A 16,777-nucleotide genomic window follows, 5' to 3' on the forward strand; every position below is an offset into this window, starting at 1 on the left:
AGTATGAAATAAACAAAGAATTTATGCTTAAGGTTATGAGAAATCATGCTAGATCTGCCGGAGCATTGAATACTTCTTTTGAAGGATTAACAAATAAGCCTTATACAGTAGATCATGATATGCTTAAAGCATTAAATTTCGATTATATAAGTACTCAGTTAAAGGATGTATGGAAAAACGCCTTGGATAAAGGTAACGAAAGCGGTTATAGAAATGCACAGGTATCGGTTATTGCTCCTACAGGAACAATTTCCTTTGCTATGGATTGCGGTGCTACCTCTATAGAACCCTTCTTTAGTCATATAGTATATAAAAAACTAGCTGGAGGAGGATTCATGACTTTAGTGAACCCAGTAATTGAATCCTCTTTAAGAAATCTTGGTTACAGTGAAAAACAGATTTCAGATATAGTTGAATATATAACAAGAACGGAAAAAGTAAGTAAGGATGGCTATGAATACGAAAAGCTTGCTGATGGAAAGATTGAAGGAGCACCTCATTTAAAGCCGGAGCACTATGCAGTTTTTGATACAGCAAACACTTGTGGTACCGGAGAAAGATATATATCTCCTGAAGGTCATGTAAAGATGGTGGCAGCTATATCCCCTCTTATTTCAGGAGCTATATCAAAAACAGTAAATCTACCAAGCTATGCAACAGTTGAAGATATAAAGAATATTACTATACTATCCTGGAAATTAGGTGTAAAAGGTATAACTATTTATAGAGACGGCTGTAAGGCAAGCCAACCTTTAAACACCTCAATGGATGAAGCTTCTGACATTAATTTAGAGGACTTGTCTTATGATGACCTTCTTAACAAGGCTAACGAGCTTCAATCCAATCTTATCAATTACAAGAGGAGAGCTAAAGCCTCTAAGGAGTAAGATACGGAAAAACTCATCCTGCTCAAATTGATGACGTTAAGATTTATACCACAGTTAATAGAAATCCTGATGGAGAAATCTGTGAAATATATATTACTACAGACAGGGAAGGTACTATAATTACAGGTCTTCTTAACTCTTTATCTAAATCAATATCTGTAATGCTTCAGTATCATGTACCGGCACAGGATATATCCAGAATGCTTAGAGGACAAATGTATGAACCTTATGGTTTTGTGCAGAGACATCCTTATATTAAGTATGTTTCTTCAATTTCTGATTTAATCAGTAAAATAATAGATATCGAATTAGGGGATTTTTCAAGATGTCAGGTAAAGCCTGAAAACTATGATTACAACGAGGAGGTTAAGCCCGTTGCGGTTACAGAAGAAAGGCCTTCAACTGATGTTAAAGATGAAAGACCTGCAGAAGTTGAAAATGATTCTGAAAAGGGTGAAAGGGTTTATGGAAGTGTATGCCCTACCTGCTCCAGTACAAGAATGGTGAGAAACGGCACCTGCATGGTTTGTCTTGACTGCGGTTCCACTACAGGGTGCAGCTAAAATTAAATCTTAAGATATTAATCTGATGTATATTGAGCGTTCATAGCTCAATATACATCAGTTTTTTTATTTATAAATCATATAATTCAAGCTCATATTTATGGTTTAATCATATAATATATAAATCAATATCATGAGGACTATCATGGGAAAAGAAAAGTCAAAAAAGCAGGATAGGCTGAAAATAGAGGAGCTAAAGCATTATTATGGGATTCCCCACTGTCATACCAACTATTCTACAGGTAAAAGTTCTCCTTCAGAAGCTTTGGAATATGCTAAAAATAATAAACTTGATTATATAATAATAACGGATCATAATGATTATCTGGAAGACAAAGCCTACTACAAATCCAATATTACCACTAAATGGTCCGCTCTTGAAAAATATATTTACAACTTTAATAAGAAAAATAAGTCCTTCGTGGCTTTAATAGGCTTTGAAGTCCATACTCACTCATTAGGTGACATAAATGTATTAAACTCTCCAAATTATTTCAAAGGCACCATAAAAAAACTAGATAACATGCTTTTATGGTTTATATTTAACAAAAACTGTATAGGAGGTATAAACCATCCCGGTAAAGAAATATTAAGCCTTGCTTATTCTGAACTTCTAAATAAATATATCCGCTACGTAGAGATTGGCAATGGATTGTTTCCTAATAGGTATAAAAGATATGATAAGCTTTATTTTTCCCTCCTGGATAAAGGCTGGATGCTTGCTCCTATTAACAGCCAGGATAACCACAAATTAAATTACGGAGATAGCGAAAACCTTACCGTTGCACTTTGTCCTGAACTAAGCAGAAAAAATATAATAAAAGCTTTCAAAAATCTCAGTGTTTACTCCACAGAATCCAGAAGCTTAAGATTATCCTTCTCTATAAATAACACTATTATGGGAGGCATTATTTCTTATGAGGAAAATCTAAATCTAAATTTTGTAATTCTTGCAGAAGATAAGAATTACAAAATAAAAGAGATTGAAATAATATCCTCCTGCAGCAAAATAATAAAATCCATAGATAACCTTAATCAGGAAAGAATAAGATATATATACAGTCATAGAACTAATCTTGATGAATCCTACTATGTGGTGAGGGTATATACTTCCTCCGCTGATAATAAATCTGCAGTAAGCGCTCCTATTTTCATCAAGCACTGATATTACCTATTCCTCCTCTATATAACACCGCTTTTATCGTCTTAACGTTGTATCTGTTCCCTATAGGATATTCTGAAACATAGAAAAAGGGCTGTGGCACTAATTTAGTTTAGTACCGCAGCCCTTTTTTTATAGCTTTGTCTATAATTTTATTTTTTATCTTCTTTATTTTTAACTCTGTTAGGTTTTGCCTTAGGTTTTATTTTAATTTCTTTTTCTTTAGCTTTTTGCAGTTTTGTTAAATCCATAAACCATAAGAACAGCATAACAAATAAACCTGATTGTACAGAAACCCACACCATGCCATTAAGTCTTAAAAAAGAAGGAACTATAAGTACTATTAACGCAAGTGTGAATATTATCCATCTATTAACCTTAAGTTTTTGTAACAGATACACTTTTAAAACTGTATAGGCAAAGAATAATATTAGTGAAAAAGCTATTGTGTAGATGACCCACCATGTTGTGCTCACATTCATCGTCCTTTCTAAAATAATTTCTTATATATTAATATTATTTTAATATATAGTATTTTTCAAGTTATGGCTGTATAAACTTTACACCTATTATTCATTTTTTAAAAATACACGAATTATTTTTAAAAAATATTATTATTTTGCTAGTAAATAACATATTATTTTGATAAAATAGAACTGTGTAGTGTAATTTTGAGATTTATATTTTTTATTAATGAGGTGATGTTGTGTCAATAGCTCACATTAATCAACTTGACGAGTTAGATTTACAGATACTTGATATATTAATTAAAGACTGCAGAACTCCCTATCTGGAAATTGCAAGAGTATGTCATGTAAGCGGTGGAACTATTCATGTTAGAATGAAAAAAATGGAAGATTTAGGCATAATAAAAGGTACAAGGATTCTCCTTGATCTTCCAAAGCTTGGCTACGATGTATGCTGTTTTGTAGGGATATATGTGGATAAAACTTCTTCTTTTAATTATGTTATCGATGAAATGAAAAAGATAAAAGAAATAGTTGAGCTTCATCTGACTACAGGGGAATACTCAATTTATGCTAAAGTTGTATGCAAGAGCATATCTCATCTTCAGGAGCTTCTTATGAACAGTATAAATACCATACAGGGGATTCAAAGAACAGATACCTTTATATCTCTATCTCAGCCTATAGATAGAAATATACAGTTGTAATGATTTATTATTTAATATTTTTTAAGATAAGTTTATGTTAAAGCATAAACTTATTTATTTTTATAGCTAAATAACTATCTATTTATAAATATGACCCTGTAAATACATATATTTATTATAAGTGTCAATAATATATTTATGCATATTTTAAGTAAATAATCATACGCTTAAAATTATTTTATTTACAGGAGGTTAGAAAATGAGAACATTTGATATGATTTCTTTGCTACTAGTAGTAATAGGTGCAGTAAATTGGGGTCTTATAGGTTTTTTTAGATTCGATTTGGTAGCAAGCCTTTTTGGCACTATGTCAGGCTTTACCAGAGTTATTTACGCCTTAGTTGGAATAGCAGGAATATATGCAATATCATTTTTTGCTAGAGATCAAAATAGAGATATAGAATAATCAATCTTCAAAGTACTTCTCATAAATATAAAAGCACAGGGGTCTGCGGTTAAATCAGCCTCTGTGCTTTTTTGCATTCATTATAATTATCTCCCTTTTATATTCTATTAAAGATATTTTGAAACCTCCATTTCCACCCTTTGGGAAAGATTATTTAAGCTTTCTCTATCAAGACTATCGGTGTATATAGGTTTCCCGAAATAAATTTTAACCTTTGTATCCTTTAAGGTTCTATTCTTTTCAAAAGCTTTGTATGTATCTTTAATAGTTACTGGAACTATAGGAACTTTTGATTTTATTGCAAGTTTAAGACTTCCCTTTTTAAAAGGTTTTATTTTTCCATCTCTGGCTCTTGTGCCTTCTGGGAAAATCACCATGGAAACCCCATTGTTTAAAATCTCTATTCCTTCATTAATGGTCTTAATAGCTTCTCTGACATTTTCTCTGTCTAAATATACACAATTAATTTCTTTAGTCCATGAATTAGTATAGGTACTTTTTTAAGCTCTTTTTTCGCAACAAATCCCAAGGGTTTTGAAACAGCGTCTATAATTAAAGGGATATCAAACAGACTCTGGTGATTAGAAACATATAAGCAGTTTCCTTCCGGTATATTTTCTTTTCCGTAGGCTTCATAGCTCATTCCTGTTACTTTTAAAGTATGCCTGCTCCAGTTAATAACAACCTTTTCCTTATAGGCTTCTGCTGCTTTGTTTCCTTTAATCCTGCGGATTATCTTGATTAATAAAAGCCTTAAGGCCATAACTACCATGAATAGTCCGTAATATATCATAATCAAATATGTTCTCAACTAAATCACTCTCCACTTTTCGATAACATTTTTATTATACAGATTATATTTAGTGCTTTCAATATACTAAAGTGGTTATAATAAATAATATTAAATCACATTGCCAGAGGTATAATTAATGAAAGCTTTAAATAAATTTCTATTACCTATACTATTTATTTCAATGGTGTTTTTTGTTTCCTGCGGATCTAATATTTTAAAGAAGCAAAATTCACAGCAGCTGAAAGTTTACTTTATCGATGTAGGACAGGGAGATTCAATTCTTATACAATATAAAGGGAGAAATATGCTTATCGACGCAGGCCCATCTTATAAAGAACAGAAACTGATATCCTTCCTAAAGAGCCATAGAATACGAAAACTCCATTATGTTATAGCAACCCACCCACATGAAGATCATATAGGCGGTATGGCAGAGGTTATAAAGAATTTTAAAATTGATAAATTTTATGCTCCTAAAATAACTACCGAAACTAAGGCGTTTATAAACATGATTGCAGAACTTAATAAGAAGGGATTAAGAATTAACATAGCTAAAGCAGGAAAAAACATTCCTTTTCATGAGGATATTCAAACTGATTTACTCTCACCTTTAGCGGATAAATACCAGGAATTAAACAATTACTCTGCAGTGCTAATGGTTAAATACAAAGACATCTCTTTTTTGTTTACTGGTGATGCTGAAAGTATTGTGGAAAATCAGCTTATAAAAAATTATGAAAACATTAAAGCTGATGTGCTTAAAATAGCTCACCACGGAAGCACCACTTCAACCTCTATTGATTTTTTGAAAAAAGTAAATCCAAAATATGCTGTAATAAGCTGCGGTCTGGGAAATGACTTCGGTCATCCTTCTATGCAAGTATTAAATAACCTTAAGCTTCAAGGAATAAAATATAACAGAACTGATTTAAAGGGAACTATACTAATTAAAACCGATGGTTATAAATTATCAAGCTGATATGCCTTATATTGACATAAAAAATAGGCTGGTTTATGATTATTTATAGACCAAACTTTAAAATTGATGTTTAAATTTTATAATTAATGAAACATAGGAGTGAATTAAATGGAGTCTACTAGAATACGAACAAGATTTGCACCAAGTCCTACGGGATATATGCACGTTGGAAATTTAAGAACTGCCCTTTATGCTTACTTAATAGCAAAACATGAAAATGGAGATTTTATTTTAAGAATAGAAGATACAGATCAGGAAAGATATGTGGAGGGCGCTGTAGAAATAATCTATGATACATTAAAAGATACTGGTCTCCTTCACGATGAAGGTCCCGATAAAGACGGAGGATACGGCCCCTATATCCAAAGCGAAAGAAGAGGTATATATTTAGAATATGCCAAAAAGCTAATAGAAAAAGGAGAAGCTTACTACTGCTTCTGCAGTAAAGACAGGTTAGATGATTTGAAGAAAGATTTAGAAGAAAAAAATCAAACCTTCAAATATGATAAGCACTGCCTTTCCATGTCCGAAGAAGAAATAGAGGAAAACCTAAAAAAAGGTATTCCTTATGTAATAAGACAAAATAATCCTACAGAAGGCAAAACCACCTTTAAAGACGTTATTTATGGCGATATATCCGTAGATAATTCAGAATTAGAAGATATGATTTTAATAAAATCAGACGGACTGCCTACTTATAATTTTGCTAATGTAGTGGATGACCATTTAATGAAGATCACCCATGTAGTAAGAGGTAGTGAATATCTGTCCTCCTCACCTAAGTACAACAGATTATATGAAGCCTTTGGCTGGGAAGTACCTATTTATGTACACTGCCCTCCTATAATGAAAGATGCTCAGCATAAATTAAGCAAAAGAAATGGTGATGCATCATATCAGGATCTTATAGCTAAAGGATATTTGAAAGAAGCTGTGATTAACTATATTGCACTTTTAGGCTGGAATCCGGGAACAAATGAGGAAATATTCACTTTAGAAAAGTTAGTTGAAATATTTGATTTCAAAAACATCAATAAATCTCCTGCTATCTTCGATATCCAAAAACTCAAATGGATGAATGGAGAATACATAAAAAAACTTCCTTTTGAAGAGTTTCATTCTCTATCAGAGCCTTATTATAAGGGAATACTCCCAGAAAATATGGATAAAAAGAAGATTTCTCAATTAATGCAGACAAGAATTGAAATTCTAAGTGATATACCTGAAAAAATTCAGTTTTTCGCTTCTCTTCCAGATTACTCTGCAGAAATTTTTGTGCATAAAAAAATGAAAACCACTTACGAGAATTCTTTAGAAAATTTGACTAAAATATTACCTATGCTGGAATCATTGGAAAGCTGGAGTGAAGAAACAATCTCAGAACTAATAAGCAGTTATGTTCAGGAAGAAGGAATAAAAAACAGTCAGATTATGTGGCCGCTGCGCTCTGCATTATCTGGTCTTCAAAGCTCTCCAGGAGGCTACTTGGAATTAGCAGTAATCTTAGGAAAAGAAGAGTCTTTAAGCCGCATAAAAACTGCTATTGAAGTTTTAAAAAAACATCTCTAAAAAACCAAAACCTGTATCAGAAGATACAGGTTTTGTTTTTAGTTCCATTATGAAACCAAAAATATTAGGATATCTTATCCCAATTTATAAGTATATGAAATAAATTTACTACATCCTGCTCATTATACAAAAGAATCTTTGTAATCTTTTCAGCAGGCATCCTTATTATATAATCCTTATCCTTAATTACCTTACTGAAGGTTTTTGCTAGATTCGAACCGCTGATAAGCTCCCCTTCTCTTTCAATTCCAAATTTCTTTTCCAGTGCCTTTAGACCTGTACTTTCCTTAAACCTCTTTTCGTACTCCTTTTGAAGGTCTATCTGCTCAAAATGTTCAGTTATCTTAAAATCTATTTTATATTTTTCAAAGAGATAATTGATTACATGAAAATCATTGTTTCCTGAAAAGGTAATTACAAATTTTTTATTTTTCTCCTCAGCCTTTTTAAAATACTTTTCAGCTAAATGTAAAATTTCCACTACCTCACTTCTGTTTTCTATCATATATTGAGTTACTACAATAGAATTCAACTCTTCATCATAGTAACAGCATCCAAAAACACCAACGCATATAGGCTTTTTATATACATAATGCTCTAAATCAAAATAAACCGCTTCCTTATAAATATTTTTTCTGTTCATAAACTCCAAAGAATATGTTTCATCAACTTCTTTTAATTCTATTAAATTCTCTCTAACAATCACTGTATCACTCTTTTCTAATGTGTTTATTATGGTTTATTATCTCATATTTTACTAATAATTAAAACAAAAGTTTTCTTGTTAACTTTTAAACATTGTTAATAATATATTGACATTTTTTTAACTTCGTGTTAATCTGTTATTGAGAATGAATTTCATTGTGAGGTGTAGATAATGAGCATTAATGATTTAAAGCTTGGCGAAAAGGCAGTAATAACGGATATTCAGGGCAATGAAAAATTAGCAAAAAGACTGATGGCTCTAGGATGTATAGAAGGAACAGAAATTAGACTTAAGCAGAAAGCACCTTTCGGTGATCCTTTAATAGTAAATTTTAGAGGTTTTGATTTAGCAATAAGAAGAAACGATGCAAAAAACATTTTTATTAAATAAGGAGGACTTCTATGTTGATTGCCGGATTAGTTGGAAATCCAAATGTAGGTAAAACCACCCTGTTTAATGCATTAACAGGTTCAAATCAATATGTAGGAAATTGGGCTGGAGTAACTGTAGAAAAAAAGGAAGGTTTTTTACAAAATGATATTAAGATAGTAGATCTTCCTGGAATATATGCATTAGATACCTTTTCTAATGAAGAAAAAATTTCAAAGTCATTTTTAGAAAACGATGATGTAGATGTGATAATCAATATCGTAGACGCATCTAATTTAAATAGAAATTTATATTTAACTACGCAGCTGAAGCAATTCAAAAAGCCAATAATTTTGGTTTTAAATATGATAGATGCTGCTGACTCCAAAGGATATACCATAGATTATAAAGCTTTATCTGAAAATCTTAATGTAACAGTAGTTCCTATTGTTGCTTCAAAAAATAAAGGTATAGAAGATATAAAAGCCTTATTAATAAAAGGTGATTTTTTAAGTTCAATAGATGGGAATGATTATCATTTTCCTTCAGAAAAGGCAGCATACGATTATATTGATAAAATTATAAATAACAGTCTTGTAAAATCTTCAGATAAAAAATCAGATAACACTGGAAAAGTGGATAGTATTTTTCTTAATCCTTGGCTGGCTTATCCTATATTTTTAGCAATACTTTTCATTATTTTTGAAATTACTTTCAGTTGGATAGGACAGCCTCTTGCTGATTTACTGGATGCTTTTTTAAATGATAGTTTAATGCCCTGGGTCAGTGAACTCCTCTCTTCTGCAAGTCCTTGGTTCAGCTCATTGATCGTTGATGGAATTATTGGTGGAGTTGGCTCAATTTTAGTATTCTTCCCCATAATTATAACTTTATTCCTGTGTATTACTATACTTGAAGACAGCGGTTATATGGCGAGAGTGGCTTTCATAATGGACAAGCTTATGAGAAAGATGGGCTTATCAGGAAAGGCCTTTATTCCTATGATTATAGGATTCGGATGTTCAGTGCCTGGAATTATGGCTGCAAGAACCTTAGAAAGCGAGAAAGATAGAAAGCTTACAGCCCTCTTAGTACCACTTATGTCCTGTAATGCAAGACTTCCGGTATATGCACTATTTGCTTCAATCTTCTTCCCAAATAAAAGTGCCCTTGTAGTTGGTTCACTGTATCTACTAGGTATAATTATGGCCTTTTTTATGGGTATACTATTTAAAAATACTCTCTTTAAAAAAGATGAAGAGCCTTTCATAATAGAATTACCAGAGTATAAGCTTCCAAGCTTTACAAATGTGATAAAGCACACCTGGGAAAAAGGGAAAGGCTTTATTAAAAAAGCCGGTACTGTCATCTTCGCCATAAGCGTTATTATATGGTTTGCTTCTAACTTTAATTTTTCTGGATATACAGATATTAATAACAGCTTGTTAGCGAGTATCGGAAGATTCATTGCTCCTATCTTTGCTCCTCTAGGATTCGGTGACTGGCAGTCTTCAGTTTCCATACTCACTGGAATTATGGCTAAAGAAGCGGTTATAGGAACAATGGGTGTAATATACGGTTCTAATTTAGAAGCTGTTTTACCTCAATATTTCACTGTGCTATCAGCTTATGCATTTATGATTTTTGTTTTGCTTTACACTCCCTGCGTGGCGGTAATAGGCGCTATGAAAAAGGAGTATGGAACAAAGATGACTTTGTTTTCAGTGGGATATCAGTTCCTCCTGGCATGGATTGCTGCATTTTTATTTTATAACATCGGATCACTAATATTATAAGAAGGTGAAGTTATGGAAGTATTAATAACATTGCTTATCGCTGCAGCTGCAGTTTTATAGTTGCAAAAAATCTAAAAAAATCCTCTAAAGGGGAATGTAATTGCGGAAGCTGCTCCTCCAGCTGTCCTAAATATGATAAGTTAAAAATTGAAAAAAAATAGAACCCAGCCTGGGTTCTATTTTTTACATTTGATCTACTGTTTCTAATCCTATAAGATAAAGAGCATTCTTAATAACCTGACAGGTTGCCTCTGTAAGCTGTATCCTTGCTTCCTTTAGTCCTTCATCCTCTACGTTAAGCACTGAATGGGAGTTATAGAATTTATTAAAGGCCTTGGCAACATCAATAACATATCTGGTAACCACTGAGGGCTCTGCTTTATCTAAAGCCTGAACTACGCTGTTTTGGAGACCTGAAAGGGTTTTAGCCAGTTCAAATTCTTCAGCAGAGGTTAACTTTTTATATTCACAGTTACTATTCTTTGAAGTATGCCTTCTTAATATGCTCTTTGCCCTAGCATATGTGTACTGAACATAGGGCCCGGTTTCACCATCAAAGGACAGCATTTCCTTCCAATCAAATACTATATCCCTTTCTCTGGAATTCTTTAAATAAGTGAAAATCATAGCCCCTACTCCTACTTTTTCAGCTACCTCTTCTTTATTTTCAAGCTGTGGATTTTTTTCATTTATAATTTCCATAGTCTTAGAGATTGATTCCTTCAGAAGGTCTACAAGGAATATAACCTCACCTTTTCTCGTAGATAGCTTTCTATCTGCAAACTTAACTAAACCAAAAGCTACATGTCTGCAATCTTCTGCCCACTGGTATCCCATTAACTCTAAGGTCTTAAAAAGCTGTTTAAAATGCAGTGACTGATCCTTTCCCACCACATAGATGTTCTTTGCAAAATCATAAGTTGATTTTCTGTATTTAGCAGCAGCCAAATCTCTTGTAGCGTAAATTGTTGCTCCATCGGATTTAAGTATTATGCATGGAGGCATATTATATTCATCCAGTGAAACTACCATGGCTCCATTGCTTTCTACAAGGAGATTTTTTTCCTTTAACTCTTCTACAACAGAATCCATCTTATCATTATAAAAACTTTCTCCTGCATAGGAATCAAACTTTACCCCCAGCATATCATAAACCTTTTGGAATTCTTTTAAAGAAAGCTCAGTGAATCTCTTCCACAATGCTGTAGCCTCTTCATCTCCTTCTTCAAGCTTTTTAAAGTACATTCTTCCTTCGTCTTCTAAGGAAGGATTCTTTTCAGCTTCATCATGGAACTTTACATATATCCTTAACAACTCTTTAATAGGTTCTTTTTCTAATTGTTCTTCATCTACCCATCTTTTATAAGCAGATATAAGCTTGCCAAACTGAGTCCCCCAGTCCCCTAAATGATTTATTCCTACTGAATTGTATCCTGCAAAATTAAACATTCTATATAAAGAGTTTCCTATAGCAGTTGAAACTAAATGTCCTACATGGAAAGGCTTAGCTATATTAGGAGATGAAAAGTCTATAGTTACGTTTCTTCCTTCTCCTATATTGCAGGATCCGTATCTGTCTCCCTGAGTTTTAATGCTTTCTACCACTTCTTGAAGGAACGATGCTTTATCGAGAAAAAAATTAAGATAAGGTCCAAGGTTCTCTACCCTTTCAAATCCTTCTTTATCTATTTTTTCGCTGAGCTCGGCGGCTATGGCATTAGGAGCCTTTCTCATCACTTTTGCCAATTGAAAACATGGAAATGCAAAATCTCCCATGTCAGCTCTTGGTGGAATTTCTATTATAGACTTAATATCTTCAATTTCCATATCAACATAAGGGTTGATTTTATCTGCTATTATACTTTTATAATCCATACCTGTCTCCTCCTTAGATTTATTAAAATAAAAAAACCATCTCTTAAATAAAAGAGACGGAATATCCGCGGTACCACTCTGATTGACTTTTAAAAAAGCCCACTCCATACTTTAACGCAGTATACGCCTTTAATACTTGCCCTTTAAATAAGAGTTTTCTTAAAGGATCTCCAAGGCTCTCTTCTTCTAAATTATCTGCCGATCTTTCACCCTCATCAGCTCGCTTTAAAGAATCATATAGAATACTTTCCTTATCATAGATTTAAAATTTCAGTTTTTATATATTATAAGCTTTCACCGCTGTTTGTGTCAATAGATTAATAACAATTGCTTTACAACCTATGTATTGAAATCTCATTCACATTAGACTAATATTAATATTATGTCATACTTTTATAATAAGGAGTTATTTAAATGGAAAGAATAGGTGTAATAGATATAGCTTCTAATTCAGTACGTTTAATACTTGCAGAGATTTATGGTAAAAACTTTAAGCTCATAGATGAATTGAAAGAATCTGTGAGACTAGGTGAAGATTTAGTAGAAGGAAACTCATTTTCAGAAGAAAAAATCTCCTATGCTTTAAAGACATTAAAAGCTTTTAAAACTCTATGCAGCGGAGCAAATGCAAAAACAATAATCGCTGTTGCAACAGAAGCAGTAAGAACAGCGGATAACGGCGGCTATCTTATTGAAAGAATAAAAGAAGAAACAGGTATTGATGTAAATATACTATCTCCTGAAAAAGTTGCTTATTTCGATTCCTTGGGAGTGTCTAAAAGCTTATATACTGAAAATTCTTTATTTATCGACATGGGAGGTTCCAGCACAATTATAGGATGGATAAAGGATAAAAAACTGGTAGAATCCTGTAAACTGCCCTTCGGGACAGTTACCCTTACTAAACAATTCAATTTATCAGATAGAATTCTTCATGAAAATATAGAAAAGCTTAATAACTTCATTGATGAAAATCTATCTAAGGTTTCCTGGCTAAAAGAAACTGACTTTAATAACTTGATAGGTATTGGCGGAAGCATGAGAACTTTAGGAAAAATAGACAGAAAAAGAAAGAGGTATCCTATAGATATTTCACATAATTATATATTTTATGATTATGATTTACATGAAATATATAATGCTTTAAGAAGTAAAGATTTAAAGCAGAGATACAGAATGGATGGTTTATCTAAAGAAAGAGCAGATATAATTGTTGCTGCTTCCTCATTATTTTTGAGGGTTGTAGAAAATTTAGGCATAAATGAAATTAAAGTTTCAGGAAAAGGCCTTAGGGAAGGCATACTGTTTCACTATATAGAAGAGAAATACGGAGATATAGGTAATATTTTAGATTACAGCATAAATGGAGTATTGGAAAACCATAACGTTAATAAGGAGCACGCTGCTCATGTTTATAATCTTGCAGTAAAGCTATATAACAGTCTTAAACCCATTCACCATCTTCCTGAAGAATACGAAGACATTTTAAAGACAGCAGCCTATCTCCATGACTGCGGAATCAGTATAAGATACTACGACCATCATATCCATTCCTTTTATATAATATTGAACTCTATGATAACGGGATTAAGCCATAAAGAAACCCTGTTAAGCGCTTTTGCTGCAGCTTACCACAGAAATAATGGTTTTGAACTTCCTTTTGCTCACTTTTGCAGCATAATAAACAGGCTGGATATAGCTAATGCCGAATACGCTGCTATACTTATAAGGATAGCTGAAAGCCTTGACAGAAGCTTAAGCGGTTCAGTAAAAGACTTATCCCTTTCCTTTGATGAAGAAAGTGTAACCATTGAAGTTGAAGCTTCAACCAATATCGATTTAGAAATAAATGAAGCATTGAAATCAAAAGAAGCCTTTGAAAGCATATATAATAGAAATTTAATAATAAAACAAAAATAAAAAAAGAAGGAGGTATACTTACATATTAATATACTTCCTTCTTTTTACTTCATTACAGTTTAATTTCAACATTATTAAAGAATCTCTATTTAAAACTGATAATTATCAAATACTATTCTACTGTCTTTTTATATTGGGCAATTAAAAACATTGTTTTCATTCCTAAAGCCGTAAATTTACTTTCATATTCTGTAGTTATATTGTCCTTGAAATCAGAATTATGGAGATCGTAGGTCAAATATGAAATTTTGAATCCTCCTTGAGTAAAATACTCCTGAGATTCATTAAAAAGCTCTTCATCATCAGTTTTAAACCATATTTCAGAATTATCCTTTATAAAATTCATATATAAATTTAAAAATCTTGTATGTGTAAGCCTTCTTTTCTTATGCCTTTCCTTAGGCCAGGGATTACAGAAATTTATATATATCCTGCTTATTTCATCACTATCAAAAACATCTCCTATAAAGCTTATGTTCATAGGCACTATTCTTACATTAGAAATTTCATTTTCCTCAAGCTTTCTTAAAACACATATTAAAACCTCATCTTTTAAATCCACTGCTATAAAATTTTTGTCAGGATTTTTCAAAGCCATCTCCGTTATAAATTTTCCTCTTCCGCATCCTAACTCTAAGTATATTTCATTATTGTTTTTAAATTCTTCTTTCCATCTGCCTTTATATTCAGCGGGTTTTATAATCACCCTTTCACTTGCTTCCATCTCAGGGCGAGCCCACCATTTTTTCCTTAGTCTCATAAAGACCTCCCTTATTTAAAATGCTATACCAAAAGTTATTAAAGTCATAATTCTATTTAAATATCCTGCAGGAATACCTATTATAGTGCCTGTAATGTTAGTACCTATAATTAATATCATTATAATAAATTGATATCTATATAATATTTCTCCATACTTATAAAATGTTCTTGGAAATAAGTCCTCCAGTATGTGAAAACCGTCTAATCCAGGAATAGGAAGTAAATTAAATAATGCTAAGTTTATATTTATCATAATTACATAGGTATTAATAGTTGATATGATTCCTCCAAGGCTTCCTAAAGAAATATTCATTGTGAATCTTATAAACAGACCATTTATTACCGCAAATAAAAGAGCGGCAACTAAATTTGCCAGAGGTCCTGCTACTGACACCAGCAAGTGATCCCTGTTGCGGTTCTTAAAAGCTCTGGTATTTACCTGTACCGGTTTTGCCCATCCGAAATGAAAGAACAGTATCATAATAAATCCCATAGGGTCAATATGTGCAAAAGGGTTAAAGGTAAGCCTTCCCTGAAATCTGGGGGTTTTATCTCCCAGTCTATCCGCTACCAAAGCATGAGCAAACTCATGAAAGGTAAATCCAATTAATATAGCCGGTATAATTAATATTATCTCCAGTAAAAAGTCTCGTAACATTTTATTCCTCCTTCATATTGCTCTGCATACAAGTTAGTCTAATAAAGATTATAATATATAGATAAACTATATACAACAGTATATGACCGCGCAGCACTCCGGGACTATAACTATTTTTCAGGGAATTTGATATAATTGATTTATATACTTAATGATAGGAAGTGTAATTTTGAAAGAGGAAATATTAAGATATCTTATAGAAAATAAAAACACCTTTATCTCAGGGGAAAAGATAAGTAAAAAGCTAAATATAAGCCGAGTGGCTGTATGGAAATACATTACCGCTCTAAAGGAGGAGGGTTTTGTAATAGATTCAGTACCTAACAAGGGTTATATGCTGGTAAACAACCCCATAGAGCTTCATCCTTTAGAGATAAAGAAAAGCCTTTCCACAGATTTTATAGGAAATAATGTATACTACTTTGACAGTTTAGATTCTACGAGCAAAAAGGCTAAAGAGTATTACGAGGAAAATGGTGCAGTGGTTATAAGTGAGGAACAGACACAGGGTAAAGGAAGATTGGGAAGAGCTTGGTGCTCCCCTAAATATAAAGGTTTATGGTTTTCAATTGTACTTACCCCAAAGATTGAACCTCAATATGCTCCAAAGATTTCTCACATAGCAGCTGCTGCAGTTATAAAAAGTTTAACAGAAATAGGCTTCAAAGATGTCAAATGCAAATGGCCCAATGACATATTAATTAAGGATAAAAAGGTATGTGGAATATTAACGGAGCTAAGCGCAGAGTTAAACATGATAAATTACATAATAATAGGAATAGGAATAAATGTTAACCTTGATAAAGAGGATATACCCGATGATTTAAAGGATAAAGCCTTTTCTTTAAAACTCGCTTCCGGTGAAGAGGTTAACAGGAAGTCTCTTTTAGTTCATATATTAAATAATTTAGAACCTTTGTACAAAGACTTTGAAGATAATATGGACATTAAATCTTCTTTAGAAATCTGCAGAAAGCATTCCGCTGTAATAGGAAAAGAGGTATATATTATTAACAAAGGAGTAAGCGAAAAAGTTGAAGTAATGGATATAGATTCTGAAGGCGAACTTATAATTAAGGATTGTCACGGAGAAATAAAAAGTATAATATCCGGAGAAGTTTCTGTAAGAGGCTTGAATGGATACATATAAAAAATCGC

14 protein-coding genes, 2 pseudogenes and 1 other annotated feature are annotated in these 16,777 nt (G+C 32.4%); of the genes and pseudogenes, 10 read left to right on the plus strand and 6 right to left on the minus strand.

Translation table 11 applies throughout. From position 1 onward, the window contains the following. Together TA89_RS17970 and TA89_RS06975 are read left to right on the plus strand one after the other, a co-directional pair. A pseudogene (locus tag TA89_RS17970) lies at positions 1 to 1,450 on the plus strand (TSCPD domain-containing protein); the annotation flags it as partial. Positions 1,451 to 1,595: 145 nt separating this feature from the next. Further along, on the plus strand, positions 1,596 to 2,615 hold the full coding sequence (locus TA89_RS06975; protein WP_040212085.1) for a PHP domain-containing protein: 1,020 nt from the start codon (positions 1,596 to 1,598) through the stop codon (positions 2,613 to 2,615). A gap of 149 nt (positions 2,616 to 2,764) precedes the next feature. Here the strand turns inward: TA89_RS06975 and TA89_RS06980 are convergent, their stop codons facing one another. Continuing rightward, on the minus strand, positions 2,765 to 3,088 hold the full coding sequence (locus TA89_RS06980; protein ID WP_052447354.1) for a hypothetical protein: 324 nt from the start codon (positions 3,086 to 3,088) through the stop codon (positions 2,765 to 2,767). A 230-nt stretch (positions 3,089 to 3,318) separates the two neighbouring features. Here TA89_RS06980 and TA89_RS06985 point away from each other — a divergent pair, with 230 nt between their 5' ends. Both TA89_RS06985 and TA89_RS06990 read left to right on the plus strand, forming a co-directional pair. Then, on the plus strand, positions 3,319 to 3,786 hold the full coding sequence (locus TA89_RS06985; RefSeq protein ID WP_040212090.1) for an Lrp/AsnC ligand binding domain-containing protein: 468 nt from the start codon (positions 3,319 to 3,321) through the stop codon (positions 3,784 to 3,786). Positions 3,787 to 3,985: 199 nt separating this feature from the next. Further along, complete coding sequence (locus TA89_RS06990; RefSeq protein ID WP_040212091.1) at positions 3,986 to 4,192, plus strand: DUF378 domain-containing protein; 207 nt, start codon at positions 3,986 to 3,988, stop codon at positions 4,190 to 4,192. 107 nt (positions 4,193 to 4,299) lie between these two features. On the opposite strand, the pseudogene TA89_RS19265 reads toward TA89_RS06990, so the two are convergent. Then, positions 4,300 to 4,985: pseudogene (locus TA89_RS19265) on the minus strand (lysophospholipid acyltransferase family protein). Positions 4,986 to 5,121: 136 nt separating this feature from the next. Here TA89_RS19265 and TA89_RS07000 point away from each other — a divergent pair. Both TA89_RS07000 and gltX read left to right on the plus strand, forming a co-directional pair. Beyond that, positions 5,122 to 5,964, plus strand: a complete 843-nt coding sequence (locus TA89_RS07000; RefSeq protein WP_040212093.1) for a ComEC/Rec2 family competence protein — start codon at positions 5,122 to 5,124, stop codon at positions 5,962 to 5,964. Positions 5,965 to 6,072: 108 nt separating this feature from the next. Next, positions 6,073 to 7,533 carry a glutamate--tRNA ligase gene (gene gltX, locus TA89_RS07005; protein WP_040212096.1) on the plus strand — a complete coding sequence of 487 codons (1,461 nt, stop codon included), beginning with the start codon at positions 6,073 to 6,075 and terminating at the stop codon, positions 7,531 to 7,533. Between the two features lie 64 nt (positions 7,534 to 7,597). Here gltX and TA89_RS07010 read toward each other — a convergent pair whose 3' ends face one another. Further along, the gene (locus TA89_RS07010; RefSeq protein ID WP_040212097.1) at positions 7,598 to 8,239 is read right to left on the minus strand and encodes a ribonuclease H-like domain-containing protein; all 642 of its coding nucleotides are present in this window, start codon (positions 8,237 to 8,239) and stop codon (positions 7,598 to 7,600) included. A gap of 171 nt (positions 8,240 to 8,410) precedes the next feature. Between TA89_RS07010 and TA89_RS07015 the strand changes: the two genes are divergently transcribed. Both TA89_RS07015 and feoB read left to right on the plus strand, forming a co-directional pair. Then, positions 8,411 to 8,629 (plus strand): FeoA family protein, encoded by a 219-nt coding sequence (locus TA89_RS07015; RefSeq protein WP_040212098.1) that lies wholly within the window; start codon positions 8,411 to 8,413, stop codon positions 8,627 to 8,629. Positions 8,630 to 8,640: 11 nt separating this feature from the next. Next, the gene (gene feoB, locus TA89_RS07020) at positions 8,641 to 10,404 is read left to right on the plus strand and encodes a ferrous iron transport protein B (RefSeq protein WP_040212099.1); all 1,764 of its coding nucleotides are present in this window, start codon (positions 8,641 to 8,643) and stop codon (positions 10,402 to 10,404) included. Positions 10,405 to 10,587: 183 nt separating this feature from the next. Here the strand turns inward: feoB and argS are convergent, their stop codons facing one another. Then, positions 10,588 to 12,279, minus strand: a complete 1,692-nt coding sequence (gene argS / locus TA89_RS07025; RefSeq protein ID WP_040212101.1) for an arginine--tRNA ligase — start codon at positions 12,277 to 12,279, stop codon at positions 10,588 to 10,590. A 49-nt stretch (positions 12,280 to 12,328) separates the two neighbouring features. After that, positions 12,329 to 12,546: a binding site (T-box leader), on the minus strand. A gap of 147 nt (positions 12,547 to 12,693) precedes the next feature. Between argS and TA89_RS07030 the strand changes: the two genes are divergently transcribed. Beyond that, positions 12,694 to 14,199, plus strand: coding sequence for a Ppx/GppA phosphatase family protein (locus TA89_RS07030; protein WP_040212102.1), 1,506 nt, complete (start codon positions 12,694 to 12,696; stop codon positions 14,197 to 14,199). Between the two features lie 112 nt (positions 14,200 to 14,311). On the opposite strand, the gene trmB is transcribed toward TA89_RS07030, so the two are convergent. Then, positions 14,312 to 14,959 carry a tRNA (guanosine(46)-N7)-methyltransferase TrmB gene (gene trmB, locus TA89_RS07035; protein WP_040212103.1) on the minus strand — a complete coding sequence of 216 codons (648 nt, stop codon included), beginning with the start codon at positions 14,957 to 14,959 and terminating at the stop codon, positions 14,312 to 14,314. A 15-nt stretch (positions 14,960 to 14,974) separates the two neighbouring features. After that, positions 14,975 to 15,619 carry a site-2 protease family protein gene (locus tag TA89_RS07040; RefSeq protein ID WP_040212104.1) on the minus strand — a complete coding sequence of 215 codons (645 nt, stop codon included), beginning with the start codon at positions 15,617 to 15,619 and terminating at the stop codon, positions 14,975 to 14,977. A 169-nt stretch (positions 15,620 to 15,788) separates the two neighbouring features. Here TA89_RS07040 and TA89_RS07045 point away from each other — a divergent pair, with 169 nt between their 5' ends. Further along, complete coding sequence (locus TA89_RS07045) at positions 15,789 to 16,769, plus strand: biotin--[acetyl-CoA-carboxylase] ligase (RefSeq protein WP_040212106.1); 981 nt, start codon at positions 15,789 to 15,791, stop codon at positions 16,767 to 16,769. Positions 16,770 to 16,777: the final 8 nt, after the last annotated feature.

Origin of the sequence: Clostridium polynesiense, assembly GCF_000820705.1 — a bacterium.
GTDB classification, from domain to species: Bacteria; Bacillota; Clostridia; order Clostridiales; family Clostridiaceae; genus Clostridium_AA; species Clostridium_AA polynesiense.

Excerpts from the sequence above, each read along its gene's own strand:
- gltX (WP_040212096.1), top strand. The coding sequence starts at position 6,073 with ATGGAGTCTACTAGAATACGAACAAGATTTGCACCAAGTCCTACGGGA.
- TA89_RS06975 (WP_040212085.1), top strand. The coding sequence starts at position 1,596 with ATGGGAAAAGAAAAGTCAAAAAAGCAGGATAGGCTGAAAATAGAGGAG.
- TA89_RS06990 (WP_040212091.1), top strand. The coding sequence starts at position 3,986 with ATGAGAACATTTGATATGATTTCTTTGCTACTAGTAGTAATAGGTGCA.
- trmB (WP_040212103.1), bottom strand. The coding sequence starts at position 14,959 with ATGAGACTAAGGAAAAAATGGTGGGCTCGCCCTGAGATGGAAGCAAGT.
- TA89_RS07030 (WP_040212102.1), top strand. The coding sequence starts at position 12,694 with ATGGAAAGAATAGGTGTAATAGATATAGCTTCTAATTCAGTACGTTTA.
- TA89_RS07040 (WP_040212104.1), bottom strand. The coding sequence starts at position 15,619 with ATGTTACGAGACTTTTTACTGGAGATAATATTAATTATACCGGCTATA.
- TA89_RS07015 (WP_040212098.1), top strand. The coding sequence starts at position 8,411 with ATGAGCATTAATGATTTAAAGCTTGGCGAAAAGGCAGTAATAACGGAT.
- feoB (WP_040212099.1), top strand. The coding sequence starts at position 8,641 with ATGTTGATTGCCGGATTAGTTGGAAATCCAAATGTAGGTAAAACCACC.
- argS (WP_040212101.1), bottom strand. The coding sequence starts at position 12,279 with ATGGATTATAAAAGTATAATAGCAGATAAAATCAACCCTTATGTTGAT.
- TA89_RS07000 (WP_040212093.1), top strand. The coding sequence starts at position 5,122 with ATGAAAGCTTTAAATAAATTTCTATTACCTATACTATTTATTTCAATG.